The 14,952-nt window shown below is 33.0% G+C and carries 21 protein-coding genes; 7 read left to right on the top strand and 14 right to left on the bottom strand.

What is annotated here, in order from left to right:
* The first annotated feature begins 172 nt into the window (after positions 1-172).
* Positions 173-1,375, top strand: coding sequence for an AAA family ATPase (locus ACQKMV_RS05145; protein WP_427502693.1), 1,203 nt, complete (start codon positions 173-175; stop codon positions 1,373-1,375).
* A gap of 31 nt (positions 1,376-1,406) precedes the next feature.
* On the top strand, positions 1,407-1,958 hold the full coding sequence (locus ACQKMV_RS05140; protein WP_427502692.1) for a hypothetical protein: 552 nt from the start codon (positions 1,407-1,409) through the stop codon (positions 1,956-1,958).
* Between the two features lie 307 nt (positions 1,959-2,265).
* Here the strand turns inward: ACQKMV_RS05140 and ACQKMV_RS05135 are convergent, their stop codons facing one another.
* From ACQKMV_RS05135 to ACQKMV_RS05070, 14 genes are all read right to left on the bottom strand, one after another.
* Positions 2,266-3,429: a helix-turn-helix domain-containing protein gene (locus ACQKMV_RS05135; protein WP_427502691.1), complete on the bottom strand. Its 1,164-nt coding sequence runs from the start codon at positions 3,427-3,429 to the stop codon at positions 2,266-2,268.
* 33 nt (positions 3,430-3,462) lie between these two features.
* Positions 3,463-4,218 (bottom strand): DUF5986 family protein, encoded by a 756-nt coding sequence (locus ACQKMV_RS05130; RefSeq protein ID WP_427502690.1) that lies wholly within the window; start codon positions 4,216-4,218, stop codon positions 3,463-3,465.
* A 286-nt stretch (positions 4,219-4,504) separates the two neighbouring features.
* Entirely contained in the window at positions 4,505-4,684 is a 180-nt protein-coding gene (locus ACQKMV_RS05125; protein ID WP_427502689.1) for a hypothetical protein, read from the bottom strand.
* 175 nt (positions 4,685-4,859) lie between these two features.
* Positions 4,860-5,432 carry a single-stranded DNA-binding protein gene (gene ssb / locus ACQKMV_RS05120; RefSeq protein WP_427502688.1) on the bottom strand — a complete coding sequence of 191 codons (573 nt, stop codon included), beginning with the start codon at positions 5,430-5,432 and terminating at the stop codon, positions 4,860-4,862.
* Complete coding sequence (locus tag ACQKMV_RS05115; protein WP_427502687.1) at positions 5,429-5,653, bottom strand: hypothetical protein; 225 nt, start codon at positions 5,651-5,653, stop codon at positions 5,429-5,431. The genes ssb and ACQKMV_RS05115 overlap by 4 nt, the downstream gene beginning before the upstream one ends.
* Before the next feature lie 104 nt (positions 5,654-5,757).
* Complete coding sequence (locus ACQKMV_RS05110) at positions 5,758-6,735, bottom strand: DnaD domain-containing protein (RefSeq protein WP_427502686.1); 978 nt, start codon at positions 6,733-6,735, stop codon at positions 5,758-5,760.
* A gap of 181 nt (positions 6,736-6,916) precedes the next feature.
* On the bottom strand, positions 6,917-7,642 hold the full coding sequence (locus ACQKMV_RS05105) for an ERF family protein (RefSeq protein ID WP_427502685.1): 726 nt from the start codon (positions 7,640-7,642) through the stop codon (positions 6,917-6,919).
* 312 nt (positions 7,643-7,954) lie between these two features.
* Positions 7,955-8,128 carry a hypothetical protein gene (locus tag ACQKMV_RS05100; protein WP_427502684.1) on the bottom strand — a complete coding sequence of 58 codons (174 nt, stop codon included), beginning with the start codon at positions 8,126-8,128 and terminating at the stop codon, positions 7,955-7,957.
* 79 nt (positions 8,129-8,207) lie between these two features.
* Complete coding sequence (locus ACQKMV_RS05095; protein ID WP_427502683.1) at positions 8,208-8,342, bottom strand: hypothetical protein; 135 nt, start codon at positions 8,340-8,342, stop codon at positions 8,208-8,210.
* A gap of 60 nt (positions 8,343-8,402) precedes the next feature.
* Positions 8,403-8,615, bottom strand: a complete 213-nt coding sequence (locus ACQKMV_RS05090; protein ID WP_427502681.1) for a hypothetical protein — start codon at positions 8,613-8,615, stop codon at positions 8,403-8,405.
* Entirely contained in the window at positions 8,612-8,887 is a 276-nt protein-coding gene (locus ACQKMV_RS05085) for a helix-turn-helix domain-containing protein (RefSeq protein WP_427502680.1), read from the bottom strand. The genes ACQKMV_RS05090 and ACQKMV_RS05085 overlap by 4 nt, the downstream gene beginning before the upstream one ends.
* Before the next feature lie 182 nt (positions 8,888-9,069).
* Positions 9,070-9,372, bottom strand: coding sequence for a hypothetical protein (locus tag ACQKMV_RS05080; RefSeq protein WP_427502678.1), 303 nt, complete (start codon positions 9,370-9,372; stop codon positions 9,070-9,072).
* A 59-nt stretch (positions 9,373-9,431) separates the two neighbouring features.
* Positions 9,432-9,590 carry a BC1881 family protein gene (locus tag ACQKMV_RS05075; protein ID WP_427502677.1) on the bottom strand — a complete coding sequence of 53 codons (159 nt, stop codon included), beginning with the start codon at positions 9,588-9,590 and terminating at the stop codon, positions 9,432-9,434.
* 66 nt (positions 9,591-9,656) lie between these two features.
* Positions 9,657-9,917 (bottom strand): helix-turn-helix domain-containing protein, encoded by a 261-nt coding sequence (locus ACQKMV_RS05070; RefSeq protein WP_427502676.1) that lies wholly within the window; start codon positions 9,915-9,917, stop codon positions 9,657-9,659.
* 166 nt (positions 9,918-10,083) lie between these two features.
* Here ACQKMV_RS05070 and ACQKMV_RS05065 point away from each other — a divergent pair, with 166 nt between their 5' ends.
* The 5 genes from ACQKMV_RS05065 (at position 10,084) to ACQKMV_RS05045 (ending at position 14,887) form a co-directional block, all read left to right on the top strand.
* Positions 10,084-10,443, top strand: a complete 360-nt coding sequence (locus ACQKMV_RS05065) for a helix-turn-helix domain-containing protein (protein WP_427502675.1) — start codon at positions 10,084-10,086, stop codon at positions 10,441-10,443.
* A gap of 187 nt (positions 10,444-10,630) precedes the next feature.
* Complete coding sequence (locus ACQKMV_RS05060) at positions 10,631-11,272, top strand: PH domain-containing protein (RefSeq protein ID WP_427502673.1); 642 nt, start codon at positions 10,631-10,633, stop codon at positions 11,270-11,272.
* A gap of 499 nt (positions 11,273-11,771) precedes the next feature.
* Positions 11,772-13,751 carry a DEAD/DEAH box helicase gene (locus tag ACQKMV_RS05055; protein WP_427502672.1) on the top strand — a complete coding sequence of 660 codons (1,980 nt, stop codon included), beginning with the start codon at positions 11,772-11,774 and terminating at the stop codon, positions 13,749-13,751.
* A gap of 5 nt (positions 13,752-13,756) precedes the next feature.
* On the top strand, positions 13,757-14,011 hold the full coding sequence (locus tag ACQKMV_RS05050; protein ID WP_427502671.1) for a hypothetical protein: 255 nt from the start codon (positions 13,757-13,759) through the stop codon (positions 14,009-14,011).
* 372 nt (positions 14,012-14,383) lie between these two features.
* Positions 14,384-14,887, top strand: coding sequence for an ImmA/IrrE family metallo-endopeptidase (locus ACQKMV_RS05045; RefSeq protein WP_427502669.1), 504 nt, complete (start codon positions 14,384-14,386; stop codon positions 14,885-14,887).
* The last annotated feature ends 65 nt before the right edge of the window (positions 14,888-14,952 follow it).

Raw genomic sequence — 14,952 nt, 5'->3', positions numbered from 1 at the left:
TAAAAAAATGGTATCTGAGCATTTAGCTAATAAAAAAAGAATGTTCTGAGACATTAATAATAATAATAAAATATAAAGTATATGGTTATCCTAACCAGGAAATATATTTTATACGTATTTTTCGTACAAAAAGAAAAAAATAAGATATAATAAAAACAAGAGGTGATATTGAATGAAGTTAAAACTTTTAAAAACCACTATTAAAGGATTGAAGCTATATAAAGACAATTGTTTAGAATTTGATTGGATTGCAACAAAAAAAGTATCACAAGATGAAGTTGAAGAAAGGATAGTTGACCACTTATTCGGTAGCATTTATAAACAAAATTTAATAGCTATTGCTGGGATTAATGCTTCAGGTAAAACATCCACATTAAAGTTGCTAACAATGATGTTAGAGCTGTTTATTGAAAATAAAACACTGTCCGATTTATCAAATAAAGAAATATTAGAGCAACTAGATGATAAATGTACTTTTATTAATGTATTCTTTAGTGAAAATACATTATTTGAATTAACGTCAAATGTAATTAGAACAGAAGAGGGATTATTAGAATTTGAATCTGAATTTATAAAAGAGAAAAAAACTCGGAACAACATTGGAAGAGACAGTTTATTAGATTTTAGTGAAATAAATCCTCAACTTATTAGAAAAGATTTAGATGAAATGAGCATGGGATTCTTGCGATCTGATTCAAGTATTTTTATGCTTGTGTTAAAGAACCTGGGTTTGCTTAATCATGGTAATTATATTCATGATTTAACTCAATATACAAATATGAATATTATGGGTTCACTATCGGAAATCTCCAGCGGTTATATACAATATTTAGATCCAGATATTGAATCGATAGAATTTTTACGTCCTTCTGATCAAAAGACTATCAATTCGAAAAGTCTTGCTAAGATTTTAGTTCGCATAAAATTCTCCGACCAAGAGCCAAAAGAAATCTCTTATATGGATTTAACAAAATACCTATCTTCTGGCACTATAAAGGGAATAAATATTTTATTAAGAATAGAAAGAGCCCTTAAATATGGAGGATATATTTTAATTGATGAATTAGAAAACCATTTAAACAAAACTGTAGCAATTACATTAATTAACCTATTTAAAAGTGAAATTAATGAGAACAATGCTACACTTATTTTTTCAACACATTATAGTGAAATCTTAGATGACATTGAAAGAAGTGATAGTATTTATTTTAGTACTAAAAAAAATGGTAAGATTAATTTAACAAATTTATCAGCACACAGTGCACGTACAGATAAAAAGAAAAGTAACATTTACTTAAGTGGACTTTTAGGAACAGCCCCTAAATATGATGCGTATGTTGCTTTAAAAAATACAATAAAAGCCAAGATACATTAGTAGTTGCATTGGTCAAGGGGGAATAATCTAAATGTATGAGCACAAAACTAAAAATAAAGTGTTATGTATATGTGAAGGAAATGCAGAGAAAGAAATAATGCGACTGCTAATGGAACATGGTTTATTGAAATTTACAATAGATGATTTAATTGATAATGATTTTCTAACAGGTACTAATCGAAAAGCAAAAAATATCGAGACACGATTTTTAGGGCAAACATACAATGAAGGACAATTAATTGAAATAATAAGAATCACTGATTCGAAGAGGGAAAACTTTAAAATAAATAAAGATTTCAACCATAAAATAGAAGGAATAACTAATTGCTTTACTCGCCCCGAAATTGAAATTTTAATTATTATTCATGAAGGGCATTACGATAAGTTTAGTAAACAAAAAAGTCATATAAAGCCGAGTATATACTGCGAAACTAATTTTAAAAATTGTAAAAACATAAAACAACAGGGATTTATACTAGATTACTTTTCAAATATAGACGATTTAGTAAAAGCTTTAAAAAAATACGATGAGATATGTTCTGATAAAAAGGGAGAGACAATTTTCTCATTATTGAAGATATAAGATGTTATTTCTGATTATATTTTTGAAGTATTGAAAAGCTAATTCTCTTTTTAATAGAATCAGCTTTTTAGTTTATTTACATTGTTACTTATACCTCTTACCTTCTTAAAGTATTCCTAGACTTAAGTCTTTTTGACTCTTGGATGATCAATTCTTTACTTAATCCTTTTTATCCTAACTCTATTTGTAACTTTCTCAGACAATACACCTTCAAATAAAATAAAAAGATGCACCAACAAACAGGGCATTCACCTGTCTGTTAGTGCATCCAGCATTTTCCTTAAAGGCATATGAATATTAAACAACTCTATACGCTTCTAATATTTTTAAGCTGAACAATATTATTAGAAATAGGTGTCTCTTTGACTATCAAATAACCTTCTTCAAGTCCTAATAATTTTTCTACCTCATTCGGTAGAACTGTTAATCCATATTTTTTAGAAAGAATTTTAAGCAGCTCATAGCCAGAAAAATAATCATTCTCAACTAAAAGTTCCATAGCTTGTCTATTTGCCATTGGCTCAGCAATTTCCTTTATATCATCGTAAGGTTCTTTCTGCCTCCAACCCTTTTTACTTATTAATCTTTGCATATACTGATAAGTTCCATCATTAATAGCTTCTAATTTATAAGCTCTCATTAACATTGCTGATATAGAAACTCCCCATTTTTTCTTTAACATCTTATAATATTCTAAATCATTAGGATGCATCAATACATCTCTTAAAAATGGTTCTTTTGGCAATAAGAAAGCTGCCGCAAAATCATTTGCTTCTTTTTCTATTTGTTTTTGCTCTTCTTTATCTAAATCATTAAATACTATTGACGATTCATGTAGCAAAGCATGTCCCAACTCATGAGCAACATCGAATTGACGTCTATAAAACGATTGCTTATCACTACTTAATACAATTGAATAGTAATCTTTATTCCCTATAGAACAGTTTGCACCAAATGCATCAATGTTCTTATTTTCAAGATAAATAGAAGATAGAATGAACCCTTTTTCTTCCAACAACAATACAATATCTTTTATAGGGTTTTCTCCCAATCCCCAATAGTGTCTTAGCTTCTTAGTAAAAATTTCCATGTCATCTTGATATTCAAAATCAATTAATAAATCTAATTCAGGAAAATCTATATATTCCTCTAACATTCTTCTCAAAATAGTAATATATTTAATTCGATCTAGCTGCATCTCCCTATCTTTTTTCCCTGTACTTAATAACGATCTAAAATACGTATTACCAATACTTACTTCTACTGATTTTTCATAAAAATACTGTACTGGGAAATCAAGATAACTAGCGATTTTATGCACTGTTTCAAAAACAGGTTCTACATGTGCATTTTCATATTTAGATACCATTTGTTTACTTACTTCTAAGTATTCGGCTAATTCCGTAATAGTGTATCCTCTATAAATTCTTCCTTCTTTTAATCTAGCTCCATTAAATTTACGGTTCAACACCATAGAATCCTCCTTTAGACACCAAGGTGCTTATTAACTTTTTAGATACTCTTTTTCTTTTTCTTTTTCTTCTTGTTTCCAATCTGCAATTTGTTTTTCGCTGCGTTTTTTCAAGCCATTTTTAATTCCCACAAGTGGTTTGGCAGTTGGTTTATTATTATTTTTACCCACCCTTGGTAAAATATCTTCATATTCACCCTTAGTGATATATTTTGAAAAATCAACCTCTTTGAGAAATTCGAATTGATGATTAAAATGTTGTACCTTTACCTCTACAATTTGTTTATTTTTTTCAGTTCCAACTATAAAGTATACCTGTTTAACTTGAGAGTAATACTCCATCAAAATCTTTTGGACTTCTATTTCCCGACGGCGTTCAAAGCTTTCATCATAGAAATTAAATAAATCAAGCTGCACATTGACTCCAACATTTTCGACATTTAAATAGACGAGGGCATGAAAATAGTGGATTTTCTCTGTGTTGCTTTTCTCTTTGATTACTTTATCTAAATTTTTTTCTTTAGTAAATACGAACAATGTACCTGTTGATGCAAATAAAATAGCTTTATACTTCCAAATACCACGTTCTCGATTTAGAATTGCAACATCATTTTTATTTTTAACTGAATCCTCAATCCTACCGAATCGAAGGTCCCAAGAACCTCCTTTTCTGAAGTTCCCAGTATCCATGTTATAGTTAAATTCTATTTCATCTAATGTATTCTCAGTATTTTGAGAAAATGCCATTACCAATTTTTTCATTTGTAGTTCATCTTTTATAAATTCCATTCATTTTAAGCCCCCTTTTCTATAAGTAAATATAATTCTACTACATATTTTATAGAAAAGTAAACCGAAAATAGAAAGAATGTTCGTTTGTAATTATTTTGAGAACTTAATGCAATTTTTCCACTTAGCCTCTTCACTCTTCTCTGCCCATCATCTTTTACTCCTACAACCAAATGTTCAGCTCGTGCTTTTCCTCAATTTAAAGTTGCTATTTCCTTTACTTTTCTTAAAGAAGCTTCCATTTGTTCTTCCACCATTTTCAGCAAATTCAATCCCCCCCCTCAAATCATTTCTTCTTTACTCCAACACGTCTACGGTTGCTCTCGCTCACTTCAAACACCTTGCCATGCTGCCATTGAATCATGTCTTGTCCATATTCTTTAGGCTTTAGAATCTCTACAATTGTCCCCTGTTGTACGATGTATACTCCATCACATAATGCACCGAAATTAACTGTATTGCTCATCTAAGCCCCTCCCTGCTATAATTGCTGCTGTTCTTTGTAGGGATACGGTCGTAACCTACACTATCCATTCCAATTCACGAACTTCACTTAATTCACTAGGATCTCGCTCTAAATACCCTGTCATAAAAGGCAAACTAACAATAGTTCACTTTAAACATGAGAAATTCCTCCAATTTTAAAAAGGCAAATCACCCTCTGATACCTCAATAGGTCCTCTGCTGTTTGCAAATGGATCTTCATCCACTCGTGCATAGTTCGGCTGATTCATCGGTGGTAGGTTTTGCTGATAAGTATTGTTTTCAAATGAATTTTGTCTAGGCATAGCTCCACCAAATTGTTGTTGTGGTTGACCACTGCTATATGCAGGTTGGTTATTTCCGAATGGTTGTCCTGAATATTGAGGTGCGTTCGGTTGACCACCTGAGTTTGCTCGTGGCTCTAAAAACTGAATGATGTCCGCTACCACATCAGTAGTATAAACACGCTTACCATCCTGTCCCTCATAACTTCCTGTTTGGATACGCCCTTCAATCCCTAGCAAATTTCCTTTTCGTTGATAGTTTGCTAGATTTTCTGCTTGTTTACGCCAAGCCACACAATTTACGAAATCAGCATCACGTTCTCCATGTTCGTTAGTAAATGTACGATTGACTGCCAATGTGAATCTACATGATGCAATACCATTTGGTGTGTATCTAAGTTCCGGATCCTTAGTAAGACGACCAACTAATACAACACGATTAATCATTTTATAACCTCCCTTTTTGTTGCAATGCCATTGCTCACACTCTCTTGTACCTTAGTCACGCGCTTTGGCATTCCATATCGTTTTCTTACTTCATCACGTGTCATATTGTGCACTAATTTACAGTGAGTCTTAGTGATGATGGTACCAATATGACCACAATTATCGACTGGACATTTCACAAATTCATTACCAAGTGCATTCCACGATTTATTTACAGACAATTTGTCATGTTACCTCCTAATGCTTTGTAATGGCTTTAATCAAGGCTCTATCGGTTAGATTGCTCACAGATTGACCTTTTGCTTGAATGGTCTTAATCAGATAGTTACGAATTTTTTTGTGTTTGTTCAAACTGCTTATGCCCCCTATCTAACATGGTTAATATTTTTTGTCGCTCTGCTTCAAAGTCAACTGGTTCTGTATTCTTCGATGACTCTTCGGGCTTTGGAACAGATTCATTATTTCTGTTTTTAAACCATTCAGGTACAATCTCTTCACGTCTAGGTTGCTGATAAGCCCTTTGAGGTCTATTTTGTTGTTGAGTTACTTTTATACGTTGATCCCTCCAACGCAAGTCCTCCGCTTCGATAGCCTCAAGTGTGAACAGTTTCTTATTCCACCAGTCTTTTAATATCGTTTCAACGTAACCCCAATTGTTTCTACCGTTAATAACAGCCTTCTCCATGGCATGTATAACTATCGGTTCTGACATGTCATTAATCCAAGTATCAATTTTGTATGTGATTAGAGAGCCTAATGCACCAAAATGATTTTGTTCGTAAAATGCAAATGCATTTTGTTTTGGTGGAGTTGGAGGTTTTGAAGCTGCGTAAGCAGACCCCTTATCATCATCATTATTATTTATTGTTTTAGTACTTAGTGAATCAGTACTTAGTGTATTAGTACTTAGTAGTTGCGGGTTTTCCGTTAACGGTTTATCCGTCGACGGTTTTACCGTATGCGGTTCTTCCGGTGACGGGTTTTCCGTATGCGGTAAATCCATACACGGTACTTCATAAACAATTGTTACGTAATCAAATTTCCCACCTTCAACACGACGGCGTTCTTTTTTTACATATCCATATTTCTGCAACTCTCTTAATCCGGCTGTAAACGAGTCCTTGCCATCTTTTGCCCATTGCTGTATCTCCTCGTTATAAAAAGTCCAATTATCAGGCTTGGAAAGCATAAATACATGTATCGCTTTAGCTTTCCAGCTAAGTCTTATATCTTGGATGGACGTGTTGTTTATAACTGTATAATCTTTATTTTTTTCTACTCTTACGATGCTTCTACTCTCCATCATTGCCCCTCCTATAAAAATCCGTCTAAGCGCTCACAAACAGCAAAACTACCACTTACTTTGATAACTTTGTAATTTGGATACCGTTGCATGTATTGGAGCACTAAACGTCTTAATTCTTCCTCATTTCCTTGCGCTTGGTCGAATACCCATCGTGGTAAAAGAACCCTATTCGGCACATTCATTGTGCTTGTGGCGGCTTAAGATTTAATACATAGTTGATAACCATAGCCGCTTCTCTTTCAGTTAAATACTTCGGATGTTTGTCAGGTATCCTACATTGTTGAAGTGCCCCGTTGAAAAACGCCATACCATCTGCATTAAAAGTGTTGGCTACTTCACTTACCACCTTTATTAGATGGTTATATTGTTCGGTATTAACAGCTTTAGATCCCTGATTTTGATCTCCTTGTTGATTCGTTTGTGTTTGTTGCTGTGGGTAATTATTCTGTTTTTGTTGCTGATTCATATATTGATAATCATTGCCACTAGCCCCGTTTGCGTCATCGTCTTTTTCTGTGGCGATTCCTAGCATCGCCGCTAAACTATATCGCTTCATGTAAGTGATTTGCCCACCAAAATCCTGCATACTTTGTGCCGCTGGGAATTTAAGAGGATAAGATTTCACATACTCACCTGACTCATGTAAAAAAATTGTTTCCACACAAGCCATTGTTAAATTGCTTTCTACAGTTGAATAACTGTTCTGCATAATTGATAATTTATTGTTAATAAAAATAGGTCTAACTGCATCAAGAATTCCGTTTAAATCGGTATACTCAAATTTGTAAGTACCACCCCTTTTTGTCTTTACATTCACTGTTGCATTGTGCTTCGGTGTCTGAATAGCCGACCAAGCTTTAGCTAGTGCTGCTGAAATATTAGAATTACTCTCAGAAAAAATCATATCTTCCCTCCTAGTTGATTTTTTGAGGACAGTGACGTAAAATACATGGTAACTAATTTTGTAAATTTTCTTTTAAGGACTGCTGCTGGAACAGTAGTCCTTTTTAAATTCTCTGTCCTTTCTTGATGGTTGTCCCATCAAGCAGCTTGCAAATTCCAATGAGAAAACGGCTAACCAACCATTTGCAAACTGCTTGACGGGAGCGAGATACTCTCGCAAACGTCTAATGAATTTGTTGACTTTTTCCTATTTTTTGTTTTATATTTACAATATCCATGTGCTGTTTAACAGGAAACTGTTAAGCAGCTTTCTTTATTTAAGGTCATACACCGTTGTCATGGCTTGACCGTATGTTTTTCTTTCTAAAACATTCACCGCATCGATGATATTGTGTATTGCTTGTGCTATATCGCTTTCTTTATCAAGTGCATATATTTCATATAAAGCTCGTGCTTCGTTTTTGAGATTGTTTATGATTTCATCCACTGTTATGACCTCCTTGTGGTATACTGGACTTGTATAAGTAGTCTGCTGTTTAATCACTGCACATGATTAAGCAGCTTTTTTATTGCCAGCATGAGATAATCACTGGTACTCCAATGGCTATGATGATTAACCCACATATCACACAAAACTCCTTATGTTTTTGATCTCGGCCATCATCTGGCATATAAAGATAATTCACTAGCCATTTCACCATCTGATCCACCACTTACCCACTAAAACCAAGCGCTCTTGTAAAGATAAATTTTCCCATTTTTTAAACTTGAACATTTGGCACCTCCAACTTTCGAAGACTATTAATAACAATATCTACTTCGTAATTAATTTTCTGACTAGCCTGTAATGCTTCTAAACTACGAATAATGTCGTAGGCTCTTTCAATCGCTACATCGTAATCTTCCATAACCAGATTTACTTCCATTGCACCGATAGTTCCGTAGATTGCCTTGCGATGCTTGATTATTTTCATAACATCCATCTGAACATACCTCCTATAAACATTGGTACTGTTTGTAAAAATTGTATTGCTGCATCAGCGCTAAATAACGCTGCTATTACAACATCTTGTGAATTTGTTATTGCTGCTGCTTTAGCTAAGAATGTTGCCTCACATGAAATGAGGTTTTGTTCTATACGGCTAATCGTTGATTGTGTAGTGTGCATCAAATCTGCAAACATCTCTTGCGAAAGTTTCGCTTTCTTTCGGCACTTTCTGATTAGTCCTCCAACATCTGATTCCATATTTTTTCACCCTTTTTATGCAGTTTGTGCATATTATGCATCCGTCGCATTGTTTCTCTATTAAGTTAGCTTTAATATTGAGATAAGAGGTTGATTTGCCCCAACCTCTTAATAGATTGGTAGTTTGACGAGGCCATTTGCCCTGGCCTCTCCTATTAAATTGCACCTGCCAGTGCATCTACTTAATACCATTCATTCATAATGATTTCTTGTAATAATTTTGATGTCGGTTCTTTTAACCAGACACGTTTACCACCTTTTTCACGTTGGCGTTCATATCGCTGTATACGTGGGTCGTTTAAAATGTGGTCTTCCAAAAATTTGCGACTGAATGTCGTCGCTTTAATAATGTCGTTTATATCCCAAAACAGAATTATTGGTTTAGCTGCATCATTAGCGATTGCTATTAACATCTGATTTACTTTTTCAGACGTAATGCCCGACATCTCGAAAAGTGTTTTAACCAATACACTTTCTGTTGACATATCATTGCCCCTTTCTTAAGTGGCTACCATAGCACCTTATTATTTAACTAATCACGAGTTTAATCTTGGTTAATTAACACACGTGCTGGGCCAATAAATTCTTGAGTTCGCTGGCCTTGTACAATGGTGAATTTTTCGTACGGTCCAACAATGATTTCTATTACACCTTCGCGATTTACTAACTCTTCGTGAAGTTGCTTAGTAGACTTCTTTTTCATAACTACACCACCTTTTGATTTATATAGTTTGATTGAAAAAAAGAACACTATGCTGTTTTGACTTGTTCATTTTTTGTGCAAATTTAAAATAGACACGTAGTCTTGAATTGCTGTTTTAGCAACCATTTTAATAAAAAAACTTTCCGTGTTACATTTCAAGATTTTTGCTAGTAAAGGAAGATGCTCTGCTTTGAAAGAATATGTTCCATTTTCATACTTCATGTAAGTGGAGGCATTCTTCATATTCATTAAATCTGCTGCCTCTTGGAGTGTCATTTCCAACTCCTGTCTACGATGTTTAATAAACTCCAAATTAAAGATTTTCAATTTATTTCACCTCACAAATAATTTCTATTTTAGCAACTCCTTGGTAACAATATAACATTGCTGTTTTAGAAATTCAATCATTAAATTTCTAATTTAGAAATTATTTTATTTCTAAAACGGAAACATGATATATTTAATATATGATCTCACTGAAAGCGGTGAAAACATGGAAATAGGAAAAAGAATAATCTCATTACGAGAAAAAAGAGGTTGGACGCAGCGAGAGTTAGCTAGTCGAATTAATTTAAATGTAAGCGTCATGAATCGAATTGAATCTAATGAGAGGCCCGTTAAAGATAGTGAGCTACTTAATTTAGCAAACGTATTAGAAGTCAGCACCGATTATCTTCTTGGCCGCACAGACATCCCTACACTATCACCACAAGAAAAAGACGAAGTAGAGTTCCAAGCATTCGCCAACAACCCAACGTTGGGAAAGTGGTATAAGGAATTACCTAAAAACCGTGAAGAGGACTTACAGAAACTTCGGAAGATGTGGGAAATTATTAAGAATGACAATAATTAAATCATTTGCAATAAATGATTTTAAAAATTGTTTTAAAAAGTAACATAATAATATGTAGATAAAGGACATGCTTATATAACATGTCCTTTAACAGCACCACTATTTCAAATATTAAACATTTATGTTTTTATATTATTCTTTTAGCATCCGCAATTCATTTCAGGAAAAATAAATACGAGGTGACAAAATGAGCTTTTTCAAAAAAATAATGGGGACATTTGAAAAGACTCCAGAGAGACAAGCTGTTATAGATGCAAAAGAACGTACAAAACAAGAGGATATCCAACAGCGAGAGAAATATGTGGGGACTAGCCTATATAGAATGAATTACGCTTTTTATAAGCCAACAATTCATTATTTCGAAAGTACTGTGCAGTTGGCGAACGAAATTGTACTCTCCTCTTTACCAGCTGAATACGATTTTGGAAATTCAGAAAAAAAAGGACTTTTGATAGCAACAAATATGCGAGTAGTTTTTGTTGCAAAAAAGGGTATCATCCAATTCTATAAGTCATTTCACTATAACTATATGGAAGGAATTTTTCTTGCCTCTGATGGTATTGCTCAAAAAGAATTGACAATCCACACCCCACCTTTACGTACAACATTTGATGACATTTTGAATGATGATCGTTTAAAAAAGTTTATAGATGTTGTGCAAAAACAAATGCAAGATAGCAAAGATAACCGTCGAATGACTAATGATAAAAAGAAATTATCGACGTCAGTCGATCCATATGGTGATTTAGAAAAAATTGCGAATTTACGAGATAAAGGGATTTTAACTGAAGAAGAATTTTTAGAAGAAAAGAAAAAAATTTTAGGCTAATTCAGGATGCCATGTGGAAGATAATAGTCAATACTAGATTACACTATACAAATATTTAGTAAAATTTTTAAGAATATTTGAGAAGTTGCGTAAGATGTGGGAAATTATTAAGAATGATAGTAATTAAATCATTACTTATAAATGATTTAAAATTATTTTTTAAGTGTCAAAATAATATCTGAAAGAGGACATGTTTAAATGACATGTCCTTTAAAACAACCCTTGTATGTAAAATATATACTATTTTGGATACGGTATATTTTTTTACAACATTTATAGTTATATTTGCGCAAGTCCAATGTACTTATGTTTATAAGGAGGTTTACATAAATGGGTTTTCGTTTCAGAAAAAGCAACTATAAAATATTCAATTTAATAATACCTCAGGTGCTTACTCATTTATGGAACAATTACTGACACTATGATTAAAACTTATATATTAGTTTGTCGGTTTATCAATAGTAAGGCAAATATCTAAAAATATTGGGAGTGATGTTATATGTTCGAGGCTTCTTATGCAAACATTATTGGAAATACTAACTTATACCCTGCTCAAATTAAAGCTTATCAAGCTGTAGTCTCTCATTATCAAGAGTTTAAAGATAATCCTAGATACAGAGAATCGCTTGTAGTAATGCCTACAGGTTCTGGTAAATCTGGGCTTATGGCCCTTCTACCTTACGGATTATCAAGTAAACGTGTGTTAATCATTACTCCTGGAAAAACTGTTCGCTCAGCAGTATATAAACATTTCAACACTGCTGATAACCCTGAAAAAACTTTCTGGATAAAACAAAAGGTTATATATGATTATGCAAAGTTACCTAAATCCTATAAGTACGAAGGATTTAATCCTGAAAAAGAAGGTATTAAAGAAATTATTCTTTCATTATTAGAACAAGCCAACTTAGTTATTACTAACGTTCATAAAATTGTAGGGAGTTCCGAAGAAGTAAATTTAAAAAACATATTACCTCATGATTTCTTTGACCTTATTATTGTTGATGAAGCACATCATGTGGCTGCAGATATGTGGCAAGAGTCTCTAAATTATTTTAATACCGCTAAAGTAATTAAATTAACTGCTACTCCGTTTAGAAGTGATAATTTAAGCATAATTAGTCATGAATTAGACCCAATTTATGAATATAGTTTAGGTCAAGCAATAGAGGATGGTCTATTAAAAGAAGTTGTTAAAGAAGAAGCCATTCCAAATCATGTAACTTTTACTCGAAAAGATGGTGAAGAACTAACTTTAGAAGATGCCAAACTTCTATTAGGTAGCGATGCGGTTAGTACTAGTATTGCCATGTCTGAAGAAAGTTCTAAAGATGTTATAGAGTTCACCAAACAGACGTATATTACTAAACAACGGAATAGTGAACAAAACCATCAAATATTAGCAATTGCATGTAACGATCAACATGCTAAAAATCTTTGTCAGTGGTTTAATGATGCTGGGCTCTCAGCAACTTATGTAAGTACTCGATCTTTATCGCCTAACCAAAACGAGCAAAGAATTGCAGCCTTTACTAAGGGTGATTTTAAAGTTATGGTAAGTATCCAATTACTAGGTGAAGGGTATGATAACCCTAATATCTCGATTATATCCATATTCAGACCTTATCGTACTCTTGGTCCATATGCCCAAGCAATTGGAAGAGGACTAAGAAAAATACATGAGGGTAACGATTTTGATAATATTTGTAATGTTATCTACCACCGGGAACTAAATCTTGAAAAACTTTGGGAATATTATAAAAATCAGCGAGAAAAAGCAACTGATATGAAAAATCAGTTAACAAATTTATATGAACAACTTTCATTACCATTTGATGAATTAGGCTTTGTTGAAAAAAGAAGTTTTGGTACTACATCTGGTGATAAAGAGTTCTCAGATAAAGATTTTCAAGAACTAACACTTGCTGTTACAGAACATTCTGCTACTACCATTGGTAATATAGACAGTTTTTCTACTCAAGGTGTAGAAACTTATTTAAGGGAAAAAGCTAAAATCGAAAAAGAAGTTGAAGAAATTTACAATGCCAAAATTACTCAATATGAAGAATTAAAGAATGCCGGAGTGTTATCAGAAGAAGATTATACAACTTTGGTACGAAAACAACGTGAAGAAATTCAGCAAGTAATTGTAAATAACAACGATACCTTCCATGATCAGATTCTTGCTATGAGTTTAAGAAGTGATTTTACTACATGGATAAATCAACAAGTAGAAACTATTTTTGAAAAAACTACTATCGAAAAAGATGGTTATGAGTTATTAAATACTCATGTTGGCCCCGAGACACTAGACAAAATTAACAATATAAGTTATATTGTTAAAAATATTAGGGTTAGTCTGTTCAATGAATTTAAAAAGCCCATTGACTTTTACACGTTAAAAGACTACGCTGATGCAAAGAGATTTGTTGGTGATAAATTAAATAGCATAATTCAACGCTTTTCAAAGGAGGGATAACTACAATGCAAACTTTATCTGTCGAAAAACTCCATGCTACAAACCATTATTTAGATGTAATTGCTAAATTAAATAGCCATGGAAGCAATATTTTATTTTTGACTACGGAAGAAAAGGATAGCCATAATGTCATTCACTTCCAACATAAGTTTCCCCATTCCTCTTTGATTTTTGATGAAGTTATGATATATGAAAAGAACACTGAAAACCTACTGAGTTGGAAAACATCGAATATATATGTTTCCGTAAATATTGTTTAATTATACTACCCCTCTTTTTAAAAGTGGGGTTTTATCACAACTAAAAAAGAACATATGTTCTAAAAATGATTTGTGGAGATAATTTTGATGCATTATAGTTATTTAGTAGATTTCATAAAGGATTTCTTCTCACAAATAATTAAAGTTTTTTATTGGTCCGATTCTAGGTTAGTATTATAGACCTTTTATTTTAAACGAATCACTTGTTAAGCAGCAACAATGGCAAGAATACGTATTCCCTCTTCCATAAAAATGAGGAGCATAAAGACAATATTTTTATACATCACGCATTAATAACGTCCCCCACTTCAAAAATGTGGGGGTTTATCTTTCTACAAAAAGGGAACATACATTCCTAAGAGAGGTGTTATTATGCATTATCACAGTCATCTAGAAGAATACATTAAGGAGTTTTACACCCAAATGGGAATAATCACTCCTAGTCTTCTGGATCACGAGGAAATTTCTGAAAATTCAGGGATTAAAGTTTTTTATTGGTCAGACTCTAGCCAAGCATTATTTGCTAACGAACAACCTTTTATTTTCTTAGATGAAACACTTAGCCAGCAACAACAATGGCAAGAATTTTGTCACGAATTAGCTCATGTACTACTACATACCGGGGATCAATTCTATATGTCTCCCCTCTTTCGTGAATATCAGGAGCATAAAGCCAATAATTTTATGTATCATGCATGTATGCCTACCTTCATGCTAAAAGATTTGCAACTATATGATTGCACACCCTATACGGTGTTGAATCTTCAGGAATTGTTTAACGTTGAATATGAATTTGCTTTGAAGCGTTTAACACAATATTACAATAAACGAATTATGCAGAAGAGGCATAATATTCGTCTACGGAATGTGAGATGATTAATACACTCAGGGAGAACGGACATTGAGAGGAGTGAAACCTGATTATCCTATACTAATTTCAC

This window comes from Lysinibacillus sp. NPDC094403 (assembly GCF_050278745.1).
Lineage (GTDB): Bacteria > Bacillota > Bacilli > Bacillales_A > Planococcaceae > Lysinibacillus.
Note: the sequence above shows the minus strand (reverse complement) of the source record. Positions and strands in the feature narration are given on the sequence as shown.

Bases quoted from the DNA above. Each gene is read 5' to 3' on its own strand.
- ACQKMV_RS05145 (WP_427502693.1), top strand. From the start codon at position 173: ATGAAGTTAAAACTTTTAAAAACCACTATTAAAGGATTGAAGCTATAT.
- ACQKMV_RS05140 (WP_427502692.1), top strand. From the start codon at position 1,407: ATGTATGAGCACAAAACTAAAAATAAAGTGTTATGTATATGTGAAGGA.
- ACQKMV_RS05130 (WP_427502690.1), bottom strand. From the start codon at position 4,218: ATGGAATTTATAAAAGATGAACTACAAATGAAAAAATTGGTAATGGCA.
- ACQKMV_RS05125 (WP_427502689.1), bottom strand. From the start codon at position 4,684: ATGAGCAATACAGTTAATTTCGGTGCATTATGTGATGGAGTATACATC.
- ssb (WP_427502688.1), bottom strand. From the start codon at position 5,432: ATGATTAATCGTGTTGTATTAGTTGGTCGTCTTACTAAGGATCCGGAA.
- ACQKMV_RS05110 (WP_427502686.1), bottom strand. From the start codon at position 6,735: ATGGAGAGTAGAAGCATCGTAAGAGTAGAAAAAAATAAAGATTATACA.
- ACQKMV_RS05105 (WP_427502685.1), bottom strand. From the start codon at position 7,642: ATGATTTTTTCTGAGAGTAATTCTAATATTTCAGCAGCACTAGCTAAA.
- ACQKMV_RS05095 (WP_427502683.1), bottom strand. From the start codon at position 8,342: ATGGTGAAATGGCTAGTGAATTATCTTTATATGCCAGATGATGGCCGA.
- ACQKMV_RS05090 (WP_427502681.1), bottom strand. From the start codon at position 8,615: ATGAAAATAATCAAGCATCGCAAGGCAATCTACGGAACTATCGGTGCA.
- ACQKMV_RS05085 (WP_427502680.1), bottom strand. From the start codon at position 8,887: ATGGAATCAGATGTTGGAGGACTAATCAGAAAGTGCCGAAAGAAAGCG.
- ACQKMV_RS05080 (WP_427502678.1), bottom strand. From the start codon at position 9,372: ATGTCAACAGAAAGTGTATTGGTTAAAACACTTTTCGAGATGTCGGGC.
- ACQKMV_RS05075 (WP_427502677.1), bottom strand. From the start codon at position 9,590: ATGAAAAAGAAGTCTACTAAGCAACTTCACGAAGAGTTAGTAAATCGC.
- ACQKMV_RS05065 (WP_427502675.1), top strand. From the start codon at position 10,084: ATGGAAATAGGAAAAAGAATAATCTCATTACGAGAAAAAAGAGGTTGG.
- ACQKMV_RS05060 (WP_427502673.1), top strand. From the start codon at position 10,631: ATGAGCTTTTTCAAAAAAATAATGGGGACATTTGAAAAGACTCCAGAG.
- ACQKMV_RS05055 (WP_427502672.1), top strand. From the start codon at position 11,772: ATGTTCGAGGCTTCTTATGCAAACATTATTGGAAATACTAACTTATAC.
- ACQKMV_RS05050 (WP_427502671.1), top strand. From the start codon at position 13,757: ATGCAAACTTTATCTGTCGAAAAACTCCATGCTACAAACCATTATTTA.
- ACQKMV_RS05045 (WP_427502669.1), top strand. From the start codon at position 14,384: ATGCATTATCACAGTCATCTAGAAGAATACATTAAGGAGTTTTACACC.